The organism is Enterococcus sp. LJL51, assembly GCF_049894025.1.
Classification (GTDB): domain Bacteria; phylum Bacillota; class Bacilli; order Lactobacillales; family Enterococcaceae; genus Enterococcus_L.
Map to the genome: position 1 here is coordinate 64,704 of NZ_JBNEQE010000007.1, position 18,243 is coordinate 82,946.

An 18,243-nucleotide genomic window follows, 5' to 3' on the forward strand; every position below is an offset into this window, starting at 1 on the left:
CTTAGTTCCTCCTTTCCTACACGATTATTTAGCTTTTACAGCTGATTTGATTGTGATTAATGATTTTTTAGATCCAGGAATGTTTCCTTTGATCAGAATTACGTTTTTGTCTGCGTCCACTCTAACAATTTCAAGGTTTTGAATTGTTACGCGGTTGCCACCCATACGGCCGGCAAGCTTTTTATTTTTAAACACACGGTTTGGTGCAACTGGACCCATTGACCCAGGACGACGGTGGTAACGGGAACCGTGAGACATTGGTCCGCGGCTTTGTCCATGGCGTTTGATAACCCCTTGGAATCCTTTACCTTTCGTAGTACCTGTAACATCAACGATGTCTCCTGCTTGGAAAACATCTACAGCGATTTCGTCTCCAACTTTATATTCTCCCAGCTCAACATCTTTGAATTCCTTAATGAAGCGCTTAGGAGCCGTGTTTGCTTTTGCAACATGACCTTTCGCAGGTTTGTTCGCTAATACTTCACGTTTGTCTTGGTACCCGACTTGAATTGCTTCGTAGCCGTCTGTTCCAGTTGTTTTCACTTGTAGTACTACATTAGGAGTAGCTTCTACAACTGTTACCGGGATCAGCTCACCAGATTCTGTAAAGATTTGCGTCATTCCGACTTTTTTCCCTAAGATTCCTTTGGTCATGAGTACACCTCCATCATCTTGTTTTTTTTATTATAGTTTGATCTCAATGTTCACACCAGATGGTAAGTCAAGCTTCATTAAAGCATCAACTGTTTTTGGTGTTGGGTTCACAATGTCAATCAGACGTTTGTGAGTACGCATTTCGAATTGTTCGCGTGAATCTTTGTATTTATGTGTCGCACGAATAACAGTGTAAAGACTGCGTTCAGTTGGTAATGGAATTGGACCAGATACGCCAGCTCCAGTTCTTTTTGCAGTTTCTACGATTTTATCCGCTGATTGATCTAAAATACGATGTTCATACGCTTTTAAACGGATACGAATTTTTTGTTTTGCCATCTTGTTTCCCTCCTTCGCCTATTTTGAAAAGTAGACATGGCTCCACGAAAATCTCCGTCACGCTCGTCCATGGCAAAGCGTCCGGGCGTGTCGCAACCTCTCGTTTCCTAGCCGGTAAAATCTTTTTCAGATTTACCAGTGCTTTTCACACTCCTGTAAACAGCACCTTTATGATTATATTACAGAAAAGCCGAGATAGCAAGGTTTTTTTCAAGGTTTTCAGATTTATTTTCATGATTTTCATTTTATATTTTTTCTCTACTTATTTATTCAATTTTACGCTTGATTTCTTCTTCTAGATCAATACAGTCACATCACTCTCATACTATTTCAGCCTTATAAATCCAGCGACTCCTTCTTTTAACTTCTATAAGTAGTTTAGCCAAACTTCCCGCTGATTTTAATATCCCTCTGGTTTTTAGCAATCATGTTCGATTACTACTATAATATTAATCGGTATTTCTTCAAAAAACTTCTATCCTATTTTTTCTTTTAGCTGTTTCGAGCAAAAAAACACTTCCCGCTTATTCTGGAAGTGTTTTTCATTTGATTAGTTTGTTGATTCTCTATTTCTTCTCTGTATACCCTTGTTCCAGCAGCATCTCTTTGGACTGCTTCATACTAATATATTTTACAACTCTATCTTCTTCTGATCCATCGGTAATAGTTCCCATAAGCGTCATCACTTCTTTAAGGTCGGCTACTTCATAATCAACAACGACCTTTTCAACCATTTTATCTTCCTGATAATCCGCTTTATAGGTAATCCCTTTAACATCATATTCATCCTTTACAAAAGAAAACATTTCCTCTGCCTCTTCTTTAGAAGAGATGTTTAACGGCTCATATTCAATCGTAGAATACGTTTCCTGCTTCACTACTTTATCCCCATTATGAGTATAGATGATTTCCATCTCCACTCCATCCTGTTTCATTTCAAAAACCGTGGTAGCTAAATTACTATTCTTACGTTTACTCGTTGAACCACCAGTAGAACAGCCGGTTGCAATTAGACAGATTAGAAGTATCGGCAGCAGCCACCCTTTTCTCAAAACTTTTTTCATTTTCTTCCCCCCTACATTTTTATCCTTACTAACAATCGTAATTCTTTTTTTATGATATATCAATCTTTTTTTAGCTAGTAATTTTCTAATAGCCATAGAAAATTTTGTTTCTTTCACCGGATTGACTTACACTCATTCTTGACCTAATATAGAGATACGATATATAGAGGCTCGATATATATAAAAGAAGGGAATTTTTAAAGATGGATGAAAAAATCAGGCGGATATACAGCCCTATGACAGAAACCGGCTTTTATATTCTTTATTCCCTACAGTCAAAAAGACATGGCTACAGTATTATTCAGTTTGTCAAAGAACTAACTGATAACGAAATTATCATAAGCGCAGGAACCATGTACGGCAGCTTAAGTAAAATGGAACAAGACGGATTAATTCAAGTAGTCGCAGAAGAGAACCGCAGGAAAATATATGCATTGACTGAATCAGGAACAGAAGTTTTGCTGCTTGAAAAATTGAGAATTCAACGGCTTTATAAAAATAGCATAGGAGAGAAGTCATATGAATAGAAAACATATAAGAAAGTTTTTTAGCTTAGCCGACTACCTTGACGAGGAGCTTTTTCTGCAGTCCATGCATAAAGCCGGCTGGAAAATGATTAATTTCAAAGCTCTGGGCTGGCAGTATACTTTTGAAAAGTGTGAACCAGAAGACTATATTTATCAACTAGATTTTAAACAGAAAAAAGAACAAGACGAGGCGGACTATCTACTGTTATTCGCAGACTGCGGATGGGAGCATTTTTTCACTTTCAACGGCTGGTATTATTTCAGAAAGGTAAAATCAGAAGCAATGGAAGAAAATATGATTTTCAACGATGCTGCTTCCAGAGCGGAAATGGCAAAAAAGATTATGAGCTATCAATGGCTGATTATTTTCCCTACATTAATTTTCCTATTTGTTTATACGACAAATTTTTTAATAAACACTCGTTCTTTCTGGGGACATTTATTTACATTTTTTTACTTATCCTTAGCATTGCTGGCGATTGGAATAGCTGTCAGAAACTATCTAAAGCTAAATAAAATCATCGAACAAAACACTTTATTGTAAATACTGCATAAGGTTACCTGAAGTATTAGAATCAGATTGATTCTGATACTTTTTTATTAACCAAAAAACTCCAGAGGGAAATCCCTCTGGAGTTACGTCCGAGTACACCGATTTTTCCAAATCAGTTTTATTTATATTAAAACGAATTATTTAGTGATTTCAGTAACAACGCCTGAACCAACAGTACGTCCGCCTTCACGAATAGAGAAACGAGTTCCGTCTTCGATTGCGATTGGGTGGATTAGTTCAACGTCCATAGTTACGTTATCGCCAGGCATAACCATTTCAGTTCCTTCTGGCAATTCAACTACACCAGTTACGTCAGTTGTACGGAAGTAGAACTGAGGACGGTAGTTAGTGAAGAATGGAGTGTGACGTCCGCCTTCTTCTTTTGATAAAACGTAAACTTCAGCTTTAAATTTTGTATGTGGAGTGATTGTAGCTGGTTTAGCTAATACTTGTCCACGTTCGATTTCTTCACGTGCTACACCACGTAGTAATGCACCAATGTTGTCTCCCGCTTCAGCGTAATCCAACAATTTACGGAACATTTCAACACCTGTAACAGTTGTTTTAGAAGTTTCTTCTTGAATACCAACGATTTCGATTTCGTCACCAACACGAACTTGTCCACGTTCAACACGTCCAGTTGCAACAGTTCCACGTCCAGTAATTGAGAATACATCCTCAACTGGCATCATGAATGGTTTGTCAGTATCACGAGTTGGTGTTGGGATGTATTCATCCACAGCAGCCATCAACTCAAGAATTTTTTCTTCGTATGAAGCGTCGCCTTCAAGAGCTTTCAAAGCAGAACCAGCAACAACAGGAGTGTCATCACCTGGGAAGTCGTATTCTGACAATAGATCGCGAACTTCCATTTCTACTAATTCAAGTAATTCTTCGTCATCAACCATATCCATTTTGTTCAAGAAAACAACGATGTATGGTACACCAACGTTACGAGACAACAGGATGTGCTCACGAGTTTGAGGCATAGGACCATCAGCAGCAGATACTACTAAGATAGCTCCGTCCATTTGTGCAGCACCAGTAATCATGTTTTTAACGTAGTCCGCGTGTCCTGGGCAGTCAACGTGCGCATAGTGACGTGCGTCTGTTTCATACTCGATGTGAGAAGTGTTGATTGTAATTCCACGTTCTTTTTCTTCAGGAGCGTTATCGATTTCAGCATAGCTGGCAGCTTCTCCGCCACCGTGTTTAGCTAATACTGTAGCAATTGCAGCAGTTAATGTAGTTTTACCATGGTCAACGTGTCCAATAGTACCAATGTTTACATGGGGTTTAGAACGGTCAAATTTTTCTTTAGCCATTTTAAAATGTTCCTCCTAAAATCAAATGATTTATTTTTTGTATATCTGATAGGCGGCTCTACGACCGCCTGATCATCTTTAATTATTTTACCTGAAATCTCTAAAAAAGCATAGTCCCAAATACAGCTTTAAACAAAACTGAATATCTAGCGTCTTAAAACACCTAGCCTTGGTCACAACCACAGCTAATCAGCATTTCAAACTCGACCTTGGTTATTATTCAGATTTTCCGCCGTTTTTCTTGATGATTTCTTCTTGTACAGATTTAGGTACATCTTCATAGTGGTCAAATACCATCATGAATGTTCCGCGTCCTTGCGTTGCAGAACGAAGAGTTGTTGCATAGCCGAACATTTCAGCCAAAGGAACGATTGCGTTCACGATTTGTGAATTACCGTGAGCTTCCATACCTTCAACACGTCCCCGACGGCTTGTAACGTGTCCCATAATATCACCTAGGTAATCTTCTGGTACAGTAACTGTTACTTTCATCATCGGTTCCAAAATAACCGGATTTGCATTTTTAGCAGCCGCGCGCAGTGCCATAGAAGCCGCAACACGGAAGGCAGTTTCATTTGAATCGACATCATGGTAAGAACCATCGTAAAGCTTAGCTTTGATATCAACTAATGGATAGCCGGCAAGCACACCATTGTTCATTGAATCTGCTAATCCTTTTTCAACAGCTGGGATGTATTCACGAGGAACCACACCACCGACAATTGCGTTTTCGAATTCAAATCCTTTACCTTCTTCGTTTGGTGTAAATTCAACCCATACGTGACCGTATTGTCCTTTACCACCAGACTGACGTACAAACTTACCTTCTGCTTTAGTCGCAGAACGGAATGTTTCACGATAAGATACTTGAGGAGCTCCAACGTTTGCTTCAACCTTGAACTCACGTCTCATACGGTCAACCAATACGTCTAAGTGCAGCTCACCCATACCAGAGATAACTGTTTCACCAGTTTCAACGTTTGTTTCAACGCGGAATGATGGATCTTCTTCTGCAAGTTTTTGCAGAGCCACACCCATTTTATCTTGGTCAGCTTTTGATTTAGGCTCAACAGCTACTTGGATAACCGGTTCTGGGAACTCGATTGATTCAAGAATAACTGGTGCGTCTAAAGCACATAATGTATCCCCAGTTGTTGTATCTTTCAGACCAACAGCTGCTGCAATATCACCTGAGTACACTTTATCAATTTCTTGACGTGTATTCGCGTGCATTTGCAGGATACGTCCGATACGCTCTTTTTTGTCTTTAGAAGCGTTCAATACATATGAACCACTTTCAAGAACACCAGAGTATACACGGAAGAATGTTAAACGACCAACGAACGGGTCAGTCATAACTTTAAATGCTAATGATGCAAACGGACCTTCGTCATCGGCAGGACGAGTAGTTTCTTCGTCTGTCTTAACGTCAACCCCTTTGATTGCATCGATGTCAAGTGGTGAAGGCAGGTAATCAAGTACCGCATCCAACATCAATTGAACACCTTTGTTTTTGAAGGCTGAACCAGCTAATACTGGGAAGAATTCAACGTTGATTGTTGCTTGACGGATACCCGCTTTCAACTCTTCTTCAGTAATTTCTTCACCTTCAAGATATTTCATCATCAATTCTTCATCAGTTTCAGCAACAGCCTCAACTAATTTTTCACGCCATTCAGTTGCTAACTCCAAATAATCTTCCGGGATATCAGTTTCTTGAATATCAGTTCCTAAATCATTTGTGTAGATTTCAGCTTTCATTTTGATCAGGTCAATAATTCCAGTGAAATCATCTTCAGCACCGATTGGTAATTGAATTGGATGAGCATTTGCCTGTAAACGATCATGTAATGAGTTTACAGAGTACAGGAAGTCTGCACCGATTTTATCCATTTTGTTACAGAAAACAATACGGGGAACTCTATAATCAGTTGCCTGACGCCAAACCGTTTCAGTCTGAGGCTCAACCCCTGATTGTGAGTCAAGTACTGTTACTGCTCCATCTAGTACACGCAACGAACGCTGTACTTCAATTGTGAAGTCAACGTGTCCCGGTGTATCGATGATATTTACGCGGTAGCCGTTCCACTGTGCAGTTGTTGCAGCAGAGGTAATCGTAATCCCACGCTCTTGCTCCTGTTCCATCCAGTCCATCTGTGAAGCTCCTTCGTGAGTTTCACCGATTTTATGGATTTTACCAGTATAATACAAGATACGCTCTGTTGTTGTAGTTTTACCTGCATCAACGTGAGCCATGATACCAATATTACGAGTTTTTTCCAATGAAAATTCTCTTGCCATTCTGATTTGTTCTCCTCTCTTGTTTAAATAAATATATCAAGTCAATTCCTACGTCAGTAAATGTGCACGCAGAGAGGATTTTACCAACGGTAATGTGCAAACGCACGGTTGGCATCTGCCATTTTATGAGTGTCTTCACGTTTCTTAACTGAAGCACCAGTATTGTTGGCAGCGTCCATGATTTCTTTAGCTAGACGTTGTTCCATTGTATGTTCACCGCGCAGACGTGCGTAGTTAACTACCCAACGTAAACCTAGTGTTGTACGACGCTCTGGACGAACTTCAACTGGTACTTGGTAGTTAGAACCCCCAACACGACGTGCTTTAACTTCAAGAACAGGCATAACGTTCTTCATTGCTTGCTCAAACACTTCCAATGGGTCGTTACCTGTAGATTCTTTGATGATATCAAATGAATTATAGATAATGTTAGCAGCAATCCCGCGTTTTCCATCAACCATTACACGGTTGATTAAGCGAGTTACTAATTTTGAGTTATAAATAGGATCTGGTAAAACATCACGTTTTGCAACTGGACCTTTACGAGGCATCCGTAACTCCTCCTTCCGAAATATTTCTTCTATAGTATATGTCAGTTAATGTCAAATTAATTAGCAGCTTTAGGTCTTTTAGTACCATATTTAGAGCGGCTTTGTTTACGGTCAGTAACACCGGCAGTATCAAGCGCACCACGAACGATATGGTAACGTACCCCTGGTAAATCTTTTACACGTCCGCCGCGCAGCAATACAACGCTATGCTCTTGCAGATTGTGTCCGATTCCTGGAATATAAGCTGTAACTTCAATCAAGTTTGACAAACGAACACGGGCATATTTACGCAAAGCTGAGTTCGGTTTTTTAGGTGTCATAGTTCCCACACGTGTACACACCCCACGTTTTTGCGGAGAGTTCACATTTGTTTGGGCTTTCTTAAAGCTGTTATATCCTTTGTTCAATGCAGGTGAGTTAGATTTTTCCACCTTTGATTTACGAGGTTTACGTACTAATTGGTTAATTGTAGGCATTCCTTGTTTTCCTCCTTCCTCAATTCGCTTCTAGTTCCACACATCCAGGTGGTTCTTTTTTTGCGATAAAAAATAATGCATCTATGCATCCTTTATCAAATATGCTTTGATAGACAGTCAGCACGTCTCCGGAAAGAGACCTGTACATAAAGCACCTTCGCTAGAATATCATGATATATCTACTATGTCAAGCTTTTCCTGACTATTTAAATGTAAAAAACACAGTTTTATCTTTCTGTTATTTTTAGAATTTTTCTTGTTGATCTTCCTATCTTTTCTTGGGAATCCACGGTACAATATTTTTGATAAACCGAAAGGAGCATGCACTGAAATGAACCTTAAACAAATGGTCGGAATAGAAGCTGCAAAATATGTCGAAGATGGAATGATTGTAGGTCTAGGTACTGGCTCTACTGCAAAATACATGGTGGACGAAATCGGCCGGCGAATCAGAGAAGAAAACCTGTCGATTATTGGTGTTACTACTTCAAAGGCAACAGAAAGACAAGCTGCTGAACTGGGAATTCCTTTGAAAAGCATCGATGATGTTCCTTACGTCGATTTGACTATCGACGGTGCAGATGAAGTCAGTGCTGATTTCCACGGAATTAAAGGCGGAGGAGCGGCGTTGCTTTTTGAAAAGATTGTTGCCTCTTATTCGAAAAAAAACATCTGGATTGTGGATGAATCAAAAATGGTAGATAAACTGGGGGCATTTCCTCTGCCTGTAGAAGTAATTCCCTACGGCAGCCAACAACTGCTTCGACTTTTTGAAGAAAAGGGCTACCAGCCAGCGTTGAGAAAGACAACTGATAATAAGGTTTTGGTAACAGATGGCGGGCATTACATCATCGACCTCCAGCTTGATGTGATTGAAGATCCAATAGCTTTGGGTGCTTATTTGGATCAGTTGGTTGGTGTTGTAGAACACGGACTTTTTCTAAAAATTGTTTCTACGGTAATTGTCGGACGTGAACAAGGTCCGCTGACTATTCCGAATACTCAAAAGTAATACCGCAAAATCCAAAGCTAAGCATAGAAGAAGGGAGATATAATGAATTTAATCGGCTATGCACGAACAACCATTAACGAATGCAATTTGGATACACAGCTTTCACTCTTGTCAAACTACGGCTGTGACAAAATCTACCAGGAAACATTTGAGCCTGCTGGGGACATCCCAGCCTGTTCCCTTCTGGATACGGTGATTGATACACTGGAGGAGCGAGATACCCTTGTAATTTGCCGGCTGAATCATCTTGGAAAATCAACCAGACAGCTTACAGATTTGACTCAGCTTTTCAAAAAGAGCGGAATTCATCTGGTCAGCCTTGAAGAAGGCATTGATACCCGTGGACCTGAAGGCGGCGTCTACTTTAGATTAATGGACGGCTTAGCTCAGATGGAGTGCGAACTCATCAAAGAACGGACATTAGTAGGCCTAACGAATGCCCGCAAAAAAGGCAAGGTTGGCGGGCGACCAAAAATCGATTTTAAAACAATCCGCCGCATTCGCCAAATGTACTACGAAAAACACGAAAATGTTCAAATTATTGCAGCAAAGTGCCGGGTTTCTATCGGAACCTGTTATAAGTATATTAACCTTTCTGAAGCAGAAACCGAGCAGCTTAACAAGTAATAGCTCAATGTTTACTTAGCTAGTCTACCTCTATCTTTTATGCCGGACTTCAGCAAGCTGCTGAGGCGGAGAAGAATATTTCTATATAATTGCTGTTCCAATCAGAGTAGAGACAAAAACTAGCAGATGCACAGGTAATTTTCATGTTCAAAAAACATAAATGCCGTGGAAACACAGGAGCGTATGAAAAGCCCACTGTGTTTCCACGGCATAATTTATCTCTTTCTTCGTTAACAGCTCCTCAACAGCCTACTCTTTTCTTTACTGGTTCAAACAATTGAAGACGATAGCTTTCATTCCCCTTTTCATCTATTATTTTTATATGTTCTTCCAAACAAAGTCTTGACCGGTCTGAGGTATAGACTTTGTTTTGCTTAAGCTGCAGCATTAGCTGTCCCCATGACGCAGGAATGTTCTCTGTACTTTCAAAAACAGCATACACACCTCCCGGCAGCAGCAATTCTTTCATGTCGCCAGGCAGTTGAATATTTTTGGGGATTGATGCACAGACACCATAGCCATAAGGATCCCCAGCCTTTTTAGCTTTCGGCGGCATATCCCCGCCAAAAATCCGAGCCGTTCCCAGCAGTTCTTCTGCTTCCAGCCATAATAGCATTTTCTCTAACGCTTCACTTTCAGGCTCTTTATTCACCACCACCGTATAGGCCATACGCATAGCTGGCAATAAGGCAAAGGTTAGCTCATTCCCAGCCTGAAGCTCCGCTTTATCTTGAATCCGTTTAAATCTGTCCATTAGCTTCTCCCCCCATTCTAAATGATTTTCTGCTTCGGTATTTTTCATTAATTCTTGTAAATATTGTTTCAAATTTTCTAGTCTATCTAATTCCTCGGATAGTTCTTTTTTCTCTAACTGCTGCTGTTTTATTTTTTTATCTGTCAAGTTAGCCAACTGTCGATAAGACGGAGCTGCTAAAAACTGAGAAACTTCTTTGATTGAGAAATGCCAGCTTCTCAGACAGTGTATGATTTTTATCTTTAGTACTTCTTCCATTGAATACATCCGCCAACCAGATTCCGGATTCCTAATACTAGTTGTCAGCCCGACAGCCTCCCAATATCTGATTGTTCTGCTGGTAACCCCCAGCTCTTTGGCGAGTCTTTGTATCGAGATACTCATCTTCATCCCTCCTAGCTTCTTGCTACCCTTATTCTATCAGTTGTCCTTACGTCAATTACAACCCTTTCTTGCTTTTCCATCCTTTTTTTAAGATAAGTTTGGGACATAACTAAATGTCCAAACTCTGCCTTCTCTAAAATCCGAATAAATAGTGAGACAGAAGCAATTTTTTCTTAATTTCTGCTTGTTTCAAAAATTTTCATTGGAAATTGACGAAAAAACGTTGTACAATAAGCACGTACTGAAATTTTCAGAAACTATACACAAAGGAGACTTATTATGCCAAAATTAGTTTTTTCTCGTCACGGACTTAGTGAATGGAATGCATTAAACCAGTTTACTGGATGGGTTGATGTAGATTTAGCACCTGAAGGTATCGAAGAAGCAAAAGAAGGCGGACGCAAAATTAAAGAAGCCGGAATCGAATTTGACGTAGCATTTACTTCAGTATTAACACGTGCTATCAAGACTTGTAATCTGATTTTAGAAAACTCAGATCAATTATGGGTACCCCAAGTAAAATCATGGCGCTTAAACGAACGTCATTACGGAAAATTACAAGGATTGAACAAAAAAGAAACAGCTGAAAAATACGGAGATGAACAGGTTCACATCTGGCGTCGTTCTTATGACACACTTCCTCCACTATTAGAAACTACTGATCCTGGTTCTGCTGCAAACGATCGTCGTTATGCAATGCTTGACCAACGTGATGTACCTGGTGGAGAAAACCTGAAAGTAACTTTGGAACGTGCGTTACCTTTTTGGCAAGATGAAATCGCTCCTGCTTTATTAGATAACAAAACTGTTTTAGTTGCTGCTCACGGTAACTCTTTACGTGCATTAGCTAAACATATCGAAGGTATCTCTGATGACGATATCATGGATTTAGAAATCCCAACAGGTCAGCCGCTTGTTTATGAATTAAACGATGATTTAACTGTTGCTAAGAAATATTATCTATAAGAAATTAAGAAAAACCGCCGTTCTGAGTAAGTCAGAACGGCGGTTTTTTCAAATTCCAATAGCATTAAAAAGTAATGAACAAGCTCATTCTATTTTCCTGCTATTTTGAATAGTTAAAACTTACATAATAAGGCGCGCCGGCTTTACGATTCGCTAAATGTACATAGATATACGTCCCTGCTTCATAAGTCAATGGTAAATTCCCACCTGTTGAAGCACTGCTTCCGCCTTTCGCGCAATCTGCAAAGTAATACCCTCTCCATTGTGCATCATCATAAAAATTCGTTTCTATTCTATGACTAGAGGTAGCTGTATCTTGTGACCAAAGATCCTGCACTTTATATTTCGCTGTTTCAGGTGCTTTAAATTTAAGCCAACCTGACTGATTCGCATAAATTGTTCCCATGCCAAATCCCATACCAAAATTCGGTGCAACTTCTACAGCTGTCTCCTGCGTTTGACCTAAAGAAAATACTTCAACTTCCACAAATTCTTCCTGATTACTGCCACTCATCTCTTTGACACGAATCGTAGTTTTTCCAGGTGCTTTCCCAATAATCTTAAAGCGGTTCGCTCCATCACTAACAACTTCAGCAATCTTTTCATCATCTGAGAAGTACTGAACATCATTTGGTTTTGTTGTATAGCTATCTACCTTGTATGAGAAGGATACCGAATTACCAGGATTCAACAATGGTTTACATTTGTATGGAATCGTTAGCTGCGTGGTATAGATAGGTTGAGCATCTTTCGTAGTTCGCTGTAAGACAAAGTAAAATGGTTCGCCATCCATATTTGTAGAAAGCTTCAAATAGACATACTCTCCAGCACCATAGTATACGGGTGCTTTTGATGATACAGATGATGAATTAGACGTTCTTCTATGTGCCGAATAATACCCCAAAGAACGGTTCTCCCATTCATTATAGAAATTGATTTCTGATTTTTGATTAACGACGTTGTTTCCATTCAAACCACCAGCTAGCGAATACATTGCTGCTTCATCCGCTTTGAATTTCACCCATCCTGTTTGATTGACGAAAATTCGAGTAGACTGACTATCAGCTGCTGGAAAACCAGGATTAATTTCTGGCGCATCTTCCCTTGTTGCCGCCGGTTGGACAGTCGCAACAGAAGCCTTAATGGTTTTACTTAGCTTTCCGTCCTCTGTTTTAGCAGTGATTGTCACGCTGCTCCCTGTAGCTGCTTTGGCAGTAAGAACCCCATCTTGCGACACACTGACCAAATTAGCATTAGAGCTGCTCCAAATCATTTTCCCTGTATATTCTGCATCCTCGGGTAAATAACTTAGATTCAGATTTCTCACTTCACCTTGCTGCATTTTTATAAATGATTCTTCGAATTTGAAATCTTCCAACGGCACTTTGTATTCTTTATTCAAATCATAAAGTCTTGTTGTGTATTCATAAGAATCCTTTTTCCCGCTTAATCCTTCTACTTTAACAGTGAATTCATCACCTTCAGCATAATTGATTTCATTTGGTGCAAAGACCACTGTGTCATATCCCCAGCTGTTCGCAACAACGGTATATTCACCATCTTTTTGTGTATCTGAAAAATGCCATTCCTGACCACTTTTATTATTTTTCAGTGTAACCTTCAAGTTATTCCGATCAAAATCATAACCATTTGAGTTAAAACTCGCTGACCAGCGAAGATTGTAGTTATATTTTTTCATATCCTGTATTGGAAAAACTGATTCTGTTGGCCAAGTAACAATAGAATCATCCGGCACAGTATACGAGCCATCGCCTTGGGCATAAAGGGCAGCTGAGTATTCGACCTCTCTTCTTTCAGGAACATCGAGTTCAGCAAAGCCAAAGCCAATTGTTTGATACCATGGATTCAAAACAATTCTTCTGTGTCCAACTGATTGATTTCCATTTCCGTAATCAAACATGTATAAATCGCTATATTCATTCAGCGTTGGGATTGCTTCCCCATAAAACGGACTACGAACACTCCTCGCCAAATTACTTAAACGCGCACCATTGGAAGCCTCCTGCCAAAAGCTATCAGTCATTCCCTCAGGCTTTGTGTACTTTGTTCCAATGTTATGATCGATTACTCTAAGCGAGGCAATCCCTACTGCAGCATGTTGAGCAATACTTACTCTTGCTTGCGAAACGGTAACAGGGGTAAGTCCCGCGCTCTCTCTTAGCAGATTAATGTAGTCTGTTGCATTTTCCAATGTAGACGTTTTAAATGTACCTGTCGTATATTGCTCCGGACCAATGATTGGATTGATATCAAACTTATCATCAAACGCTTCCTTGCTTCGTATCTCTTTATACTTTTTTTGATAGTCCTGAATCTTTCTTACTTGTTCTACAGAAAAATCTGTAACAGTTGAGGCACTTAATGGATTTATTAATCCATCTGCCGAAGCTTCTGTTTGTACCTCTTCAATCACACCTTCAACAGGTACTTGGGTTTCATCTGCAAATACCGATCCGGCAGGACCTCCTAAACCAGCCAACACAACCATACCTAATAACCATTTTTTCTTTTTCATGCTATTTCCTCCTTTTTTAATCGTAAACTTACCTACTCCTTTTTTATAAGCTTACAACTAAAATAATAACATAATATTCTTTCTTCGGAACATTTATTAATCATAATAGAAGAAATTAACATACAATAAAAACCTAATCACCTTTCCGTTGTTCGACAGCTGCCTGAACAATAAAAACTACCCCAGAACATGATTAAATCATACTCTGGAGTAGTTTTGGTGTTAATCTTCAAATCCATTGCTTTCTGAAACTGTTTTGTACCAGTAGCCAGATTTTTTAATTGTTCTCTTGCCTTCCTGGTTCAGGTCAACCGCAATGAAACCATAACGATTCTTATAGGCGTTCATCCAAGACCAGTTATCCATACAGGTCCACATGTGGTATCCTAGACAACCACTGCCTTCTTCCAACGCTTTGTGTACGTAACGCAGATGATCTTTAACAAAATCAATGCGATAATCATCCTCTATCATCCCATCTGCATTTATATACTGTTCTTCACCTTCTACCCCCATACCGTTTTCCGAAATATAGCAGGGAATATTCCCATAGTTCTCACGAACATTAGTCAAGATATCATAGATGCCTTTTTCATAAATTTCCCAGCCGCGGTAGGGATTCATCTTTTTCCCTGGCATGTCATAATTGTCAAAATAATCATCCGGCATCGGACCGTGACTGTGATCTATTTCAGATTCCTTCGCTTTGATGCGACGAGGCTGATAATAGTTAATTCCCAGAATGTCTATTGTGTGTTCTTTAATTATTTCTAAATCTCCCGGCTCAATAGCAGGTAGTATATCCAGCTCTTTGACAACCTCTACTAATTCAGAGGGAAACTCACCTTTAACCGCTGGATCAAGAAATGAACGGTTGAAGAAAGCATCTGCCATTGCCGCAGCTTTCACATCAGCCGGATTCTTTTCATCACGAGGATAACTAGGCGTTAAGTTCAAAATAATACCGATTTGTCCGTCGAGATTCAGCTCATGATAGGCTTTAACTGCCATTGCACTTGAAAGTACCTCATGATATCCCACCTGAACAGCGTGCTCCATGTTAATCTCATTTGGATAGTGGAACTGATACAAGTAACCGCCCTCTACAGGAACAATCGGTTCGTTATGTGTGAACCATTTCTTCACCCGATCACCAAAAAGCTCAAAACAGGTTTTCGCATAGGTCACATAAGCATCCACTGTTTTGCGGTTAAGCCACCCGCCTTGCTCCTGAAGACTTAAAGGCATGTCAAAATGATATAGATTCATAAAGGGTTCAATCCCCGCTTCAATTAAGCTATCAATATAGTCATTATAGAAATCCACAGCCTTAGGATTCACTGCTCCTGTTCCATTTGGAATTAAGCGGCTCCATTGGATTGAAGTCCTGAAACTGTTGTGTCCCGTTTCTTTCATCAGCTGAATATCTTCTTTATATTTTGTGTAAACCCGAGATGTTTGTTCTGGTCCTACTTGGTCGAAAAACTTTTCTGGTTCCTGCTGATACCAATAATCCCAAATGTTTTCACCCTTGCCGTCTTCAGCGACTCTTCCTTCTGTTTGCGGACCACTGGCCGCTGAACCCCACCAAAAATTTTCGGGAAATTTATATATTGCCATTTCTATCCATCCTCTCTTTCCTTTTCTCACCTCAATGATAATCTATCACTCTGAAAAAATCAATACTTTAAAAATAAATGACTAGACATTTATTTTTAAAGATGATATATTACTTGTGTAATCGATTGCAAAACATATTATATAACTAGGAGGAATTTTCATGAACGGTTTAATGGATAAGCTTGGTGAGAAAATCATGCCTTTAGCTAACTGGTTGGGGCAGAACCGTTATCTAACTGTTTTAAGAGATGCATTTATGTTGTCATTTCCTTTAACAATGTTTGGTTCTATTGTTGTTGTTGTCAATAACCTGCCATTTTTCAGCGATGAGTTAAAGGGAACATTGGGTTCATTATTCGGAAACGGGCAAAACGCTACAATGAGCATCATGTCTGTCTTTGTTACTTTTGGTATTGGCTATTATTTATCTAAATCCTATGATGTAGAAGGCATTTTCGGCGGAGCGGTTTCTTTTGCCAGCTTCCTGATTCTGACACCCTTTTTTATGGATACTGAAAGCGGAGAAACCGTTAGCGGGGTTCTTAGTCTTGATCGTTTAGGCGCAAAAGGAATGTTCATTGGAATGCTTGCTGCTTTTATTGCAGGGGAAATTTATTGCAGAGTTACTAAAAAGGGTTGGCAGATTAAAATGCCTGATGGAGTACCTCCCGCAGTATCAAAATCTTTTGCAGCTCTGATCCCAGCTGTATGTACACTAACTGTCTTTCTTTTTATTAATGCAGCAGTAACCGGCTTTTTCAACACAAATCTTCACGATGTTATTTATGAAGTCATTCAAAAACCATTAACTGGTTTAGGAAGTAGTCTTCCGGCAACCTTAATTGCGCTCTTTTTTGTTCAGTTCCTTTGGTTTTTCGGTCTGCATGGACAAATCATTGTCAACTCAGTAATGGACCCAATCTGGAATACATTAATGCTGGATAATCTAGAGGCTTACCAATCTGGTAAAGAATTACCACATATTATCACAAAACCATTTATGGAAACATTCACCGTTGGTTTAGGCGGTTCCGGCATGACACTGGCAGTGGTATTGATTATGGCTTTCTTCCTTAAGAAAAAACAATATAGAGACGTCGGCCGACTAGCAATAGCACCTGGCCTCTTCAATGTAAACGAACCGGTTATTTTCGGTTTGCCAATTGTTCTAAATGCATCTATTTTCATCCCGTGGCTGCTGGCTCCTCTCGTAGTTACTACACTGAACTATTTAGTGATGGCAGCCGGTATTGTACCGCCGCCAACTGGAGTTTCTGTTCCATGGACCGTGCCAATCATTGCCAGCGGGGTTCTGGCTACCAACTCATGGCTGGGCGGTTTGCTGCAAGTGGTTGACTTCATCATCGTCGCGCTAATCTGGTACCCATTCTTAAAAATTATGGATAAACAAGTAGATATAGATGTTTAGACCATTACCCTCACGAAATGTGAAGGACTAATTTCCAAGAATTAAACAGGCACGTACGAAAGCAGCATCTGGTATTTTTAGTCTATTCCTATTCGACTTCGAAGAGGCTGCTTTCATTTTTAAGGACTGGAGCATAGTCAGCCTGACTAGTGTTCCAGTCCGTTTTTTCTTTTAGCAGAAAAATTAGCGTTGTAGAAAACCTGAGAGTTCGTTATACTCAAAATGAGGTGAGCATAGATGCCAAAATATGAAGAAATAGCCAATATTCTTAGAAAACGAATTAAAAATAAAACCTACACTCCCGATTCTCTTTTGCCTAATCAAACAGATTTGGTCAAAGAGTTTGATGTTAGCCGAATGACGATAAAAAAAGCAATTAATATTTTAGCGATGGAAGGCTTAGTTTACTCTCAGCGTGGAGCTGGTACCCGCATCTTGAATCACTCATTTTGGGATAAGGATACCTCGCCTGCAAATGAGTATCAAGGACTCAGTGTCCAAATGGAAGCAGCGAACAGGGAGCTATCCAGCCAGGTAATTCTATTTGAAGTCGAATTCCCCAGTGAAGAAGTACAGGAACGGTTGATTATTCAGCCGGAACAGCCGGTTTATAAGATTATCCGCCTAAGATTGCTGGAAAAAAAACCTTACGTCATGGAGTATACCTACATGCCGGTGCATCTAGCTCCCGGCCTGACAAACGAGATTCTCCTACATTCTATTTATGATTATTTAAAAAAGGAATTAGGTATTCAATTTGCCGGTGCCTTCCGAACGATTCAGGCAGCTAAAAGCAGCGAATATGATCAAAAATATTTAGACTGTGCTGTTGACGATCCCGTTTTAGAAGTAGAACAGGTGGTTTATTTGAAAAATGGTCAGCCGATTGAATATTCCCGCAGCCGAAACCGGTATGATCAGCGTGGATATTCTGTGCTGGATGTCAAAGGAATTTAAATAGTTGCCGCAAGCGTGATTCGCTGTGGGAAAGAAGCCGCTTCGTCCTTAAACAGCTCCTTCGTATCTTTGAGATTCTTCGACTCATTTCTTAGAGAATTACCTTGGACCACGCTTTATTAGGTTTTTAGGTTTTGAAGTAGAAAAAAGCGGGAGCCAACTATGGTT

17 protein-coding genes are annotated in these 18,243 nt (G+C 39.8%); 7 read left to right on the forward strand and 10 right to left on the reverse strand.

All coding sequences use genetic code 11. The annotated features are described in order from the left end of the window. Positions 1-24 precede the first annotated feature (24 nt). From rplC to ACPWSO_RS08895, 3 genes are all read right to left on the reverse strand, one after another. Positions 25-654, reverse strand: coding sequence for a 50S ribosomal protein L3 (gene rplC / locus ACPWSO_RS08885; protein ID WP_426082592.1), 630 nt, complete (start codon positions 652-654; stop codon positions 25-27). A 30-nt stretch (positions 655-684) separates the two neighbouring features. Next, on the reverse strand, positions 685-993 hold the full coding sequence (gene rpsJ / locus ACPWSO_RS08890) for a 30S ribosomal protein S10 (protein ID WP_010734471.1): 309 nt from the start codon (positions 991-993) through the stop codon (positions 685-687). 566 nt (positions 994-1,559) lie between these two features. After that, positions 1,560-2,057 carry a DUF1307 domain-containing protein gene (locus ACPWSO_RS08895; RefSeq protein ID WP_426082594.1) on the reverse strand — a complete coding sequence of 166 codons (498 nt, stop codon included), beginning with the start codon at positions 2,055-2,057 and terminating at the stop codon, positions 1,560-1,562. Positions 2,058-2,260: 203 nt separating this feature from the next. Between ACPWSO_RS08895 and ACPWSO_RS08900 the strand changes: the two genes are divergently transcribed. Continuing rightward, positions 2,261-2,584 carry a PadR family transcriptional regulator gene (locus tag ACPWSO_RS08900; RefSeq protein WP_426082596.1) on the forward strand — a complete coding sequence of 108 codons (324 nt, stop codon included), beginning with the start codon at positions 2,261-2,263 and terminating at the stop codon, positions 2,582-2,584. After that, positions 2,577-3,128 carry a DUF2812 domain-containing protein gene (locus ACPWSO_RS08905; RefSeq protein WP_426082598.1) on the forward strand — a complete coding sequence of 184 codons (552 nt, stop codon included), beginning with the start codon at positions 2,577-2,579 and terminating at the stop codon, positions 3,126-3,128. The genes ACPWSO_RS08900 and ACPWSO_RS08905 overlap by 8 nt, the downstream gene beginning before the upstream one ends. A 146-nt stretch (positions 3,129-3,274) precedes the next feature. Here the strand turns inward: ACPWSO_RS08905 and tuf are convergent, their stop codons facing one another. The 4 genes from tuf to rpsL form a co-directional block, all read right to left on the reverse strand. Next, entirely contained in the window at positions 3,275-4,462 is a 1,188-nt protein-coding gene (gene tuf, locus ACPWSO_RS08910; protein ID WP_426082600.1) for an elongation factor Tu, read from the reverse strand. Positions 4,463-4,678: 216 nt separating this feature from the next. After that, positions 4,679-6,763: an elongation factor G gene (gene fusA, locus ACPWSO_RS08915; protein WP_426082602.1), complete on the reverse strand. Its 2,085-nt coding sequence runs from the start codon at positions 6,761-6,763 to the stop codon at positions 4,679-4,681. 80 nt (positions 6,764-6,843) lie between these two features. Then, entirely contained in the window at positions 6,844-7,314 is a 471-nt protein-coding gene (gene rpsG / locus ACPWSO_RS08920) for a 30S ribosomal protein S7 (protein WP_069662405.1), read from the reverse strand. Between the two features lie 56 nt (positions 7,315-7,370). After that, positions 7,371-7,790, reverse strand: coding sequence for a 30S ribosomal protein S12 (gene rpsL / locus ACPWSO_RS08925; RefSeq protein WP_426082604.1), 420 nt, complete (start codon positions 7,788-7,790; stop codon positions 7,371-7,373). 331 nt (positions 7,791-8,121) lie between these two features. Between rpsL and rpiA the strand changes: the two genes are divergently transcribed. Both rpiA and ACPWSO_RS08935 read left to right on the forward strand, forming a co-directional pair. Next, positions 8,122-8,802: a ribose-5-phosphate isomerase RpiA gene (rpiA, locus tag ACPWSO_RS08930; RefSeq protein ID WP_426082606.1), complete on the forward strand. Its 681-nt coding sequence runs from the start codon at positions 8,122-8,124 to the stop codon at positions 8,800-8,802. Positions 8,803-8,844: 42 nt separating this feature from the next. Continuing rightward, entirely contained in the window at positions 8,845-9,429 is a 585-nt protein-coding gene (locus ACPWSO_RS08935; protein WP_426082608.1) for a recombinase family protein, read from the forward strand. A gap of 241 nt (positions 9,430-9,670) precedes the next feature. Here the strand turns inward: ACPWSO_RS08935 and ACPWSO_RS08940 are convergent, their stop codons facing one another. Next, the gene (locus ACPWSO_RS08940; protein WP_426082610.1) at positions 9,671-10,567 is read right to left on the reverse strand and encodes a MerR family transcriptional regulator; all 897 of its coding nucleotides are present in this window, start codon (positions 10,565-10,567) and stop codon (positions 9,671-9,673) included. Between the two features lie 279 nt (positions 10,568-10,846). Between ACPWSO_RS08940 and ACPWSO_RS08945 the strand changes: the two genes are divergently transcribed. Next, positions 10,847-11,533, forward strand: coding sequence for a 2,3-diphosphoglycerate-dependent phosphoglycerate mutase (locus ACPWSO_RS08945; RefSeq protein WP_426082612.1), 687 nt, complete (start codon positions 10,847-10,849; stop codon positions 11,531-11,533). Between the two features lie 100 nt (positions 11,534-11,633). On the opposite strand, the gene ACPWSO_RS08950 is transcribed toward ACPWSO_RS08945, so the two are convergent. Further along, positions 11,634-14,069 carry a hypothetical protein gene (locus ACPWSO_RS08950; protein WP_426082614.1) on the reverse strand — a complete coding sequence of 812 codons (2,436 nt, stop codon included), beginning with the start codon at positions 14,067-14,069 and terminating at the stop codon, positions 11,634-11,636. A gap of 222 nt (positions 14,070-14,291) precedes the next feature. Then, positions 14,292-15,689, reverse strand: coding sequence for a glycoside hydrolase family 1 protein (locus tag ACPWSO_RS08955; RefSeq protein WP_426082616.1), 1,398 nt, complete (start codon positions 15,687-15,689; stop codon positions 14,292-14,294). A gap of 160 nt (positions 15,690-15,849) precedes the next feature. On the opposite strand from ACPWSO_RS08955, the gene celB reads away from it, so the two are divergent. Continuing rightward, on the forward strand, positions 15,850-17,118 hold the full coding sequence (gene celB, locus ACPWSO_RS08960) for a PTS cellobiose transporter subunit IIC (protein ID WP_426082617.1): 1,269 nt from the start codon (positions 15,850-15,852) through the stop codon (positions 17,116-17,118). Between the two features lie 237 nt (positions 17,119-17,355). Next, complete coding sequence (locus ACPWSO_RS08965) at positions 17,356-18,075, forward strand: GntR family transcriptional regulator (protein WP_426082618.1); 720 nt, start codon at positions 17,356-17,358, stop codon at positions 18,073-18,075. Positions 18,076-18,243: the final 168 nt, after the last annotated feature.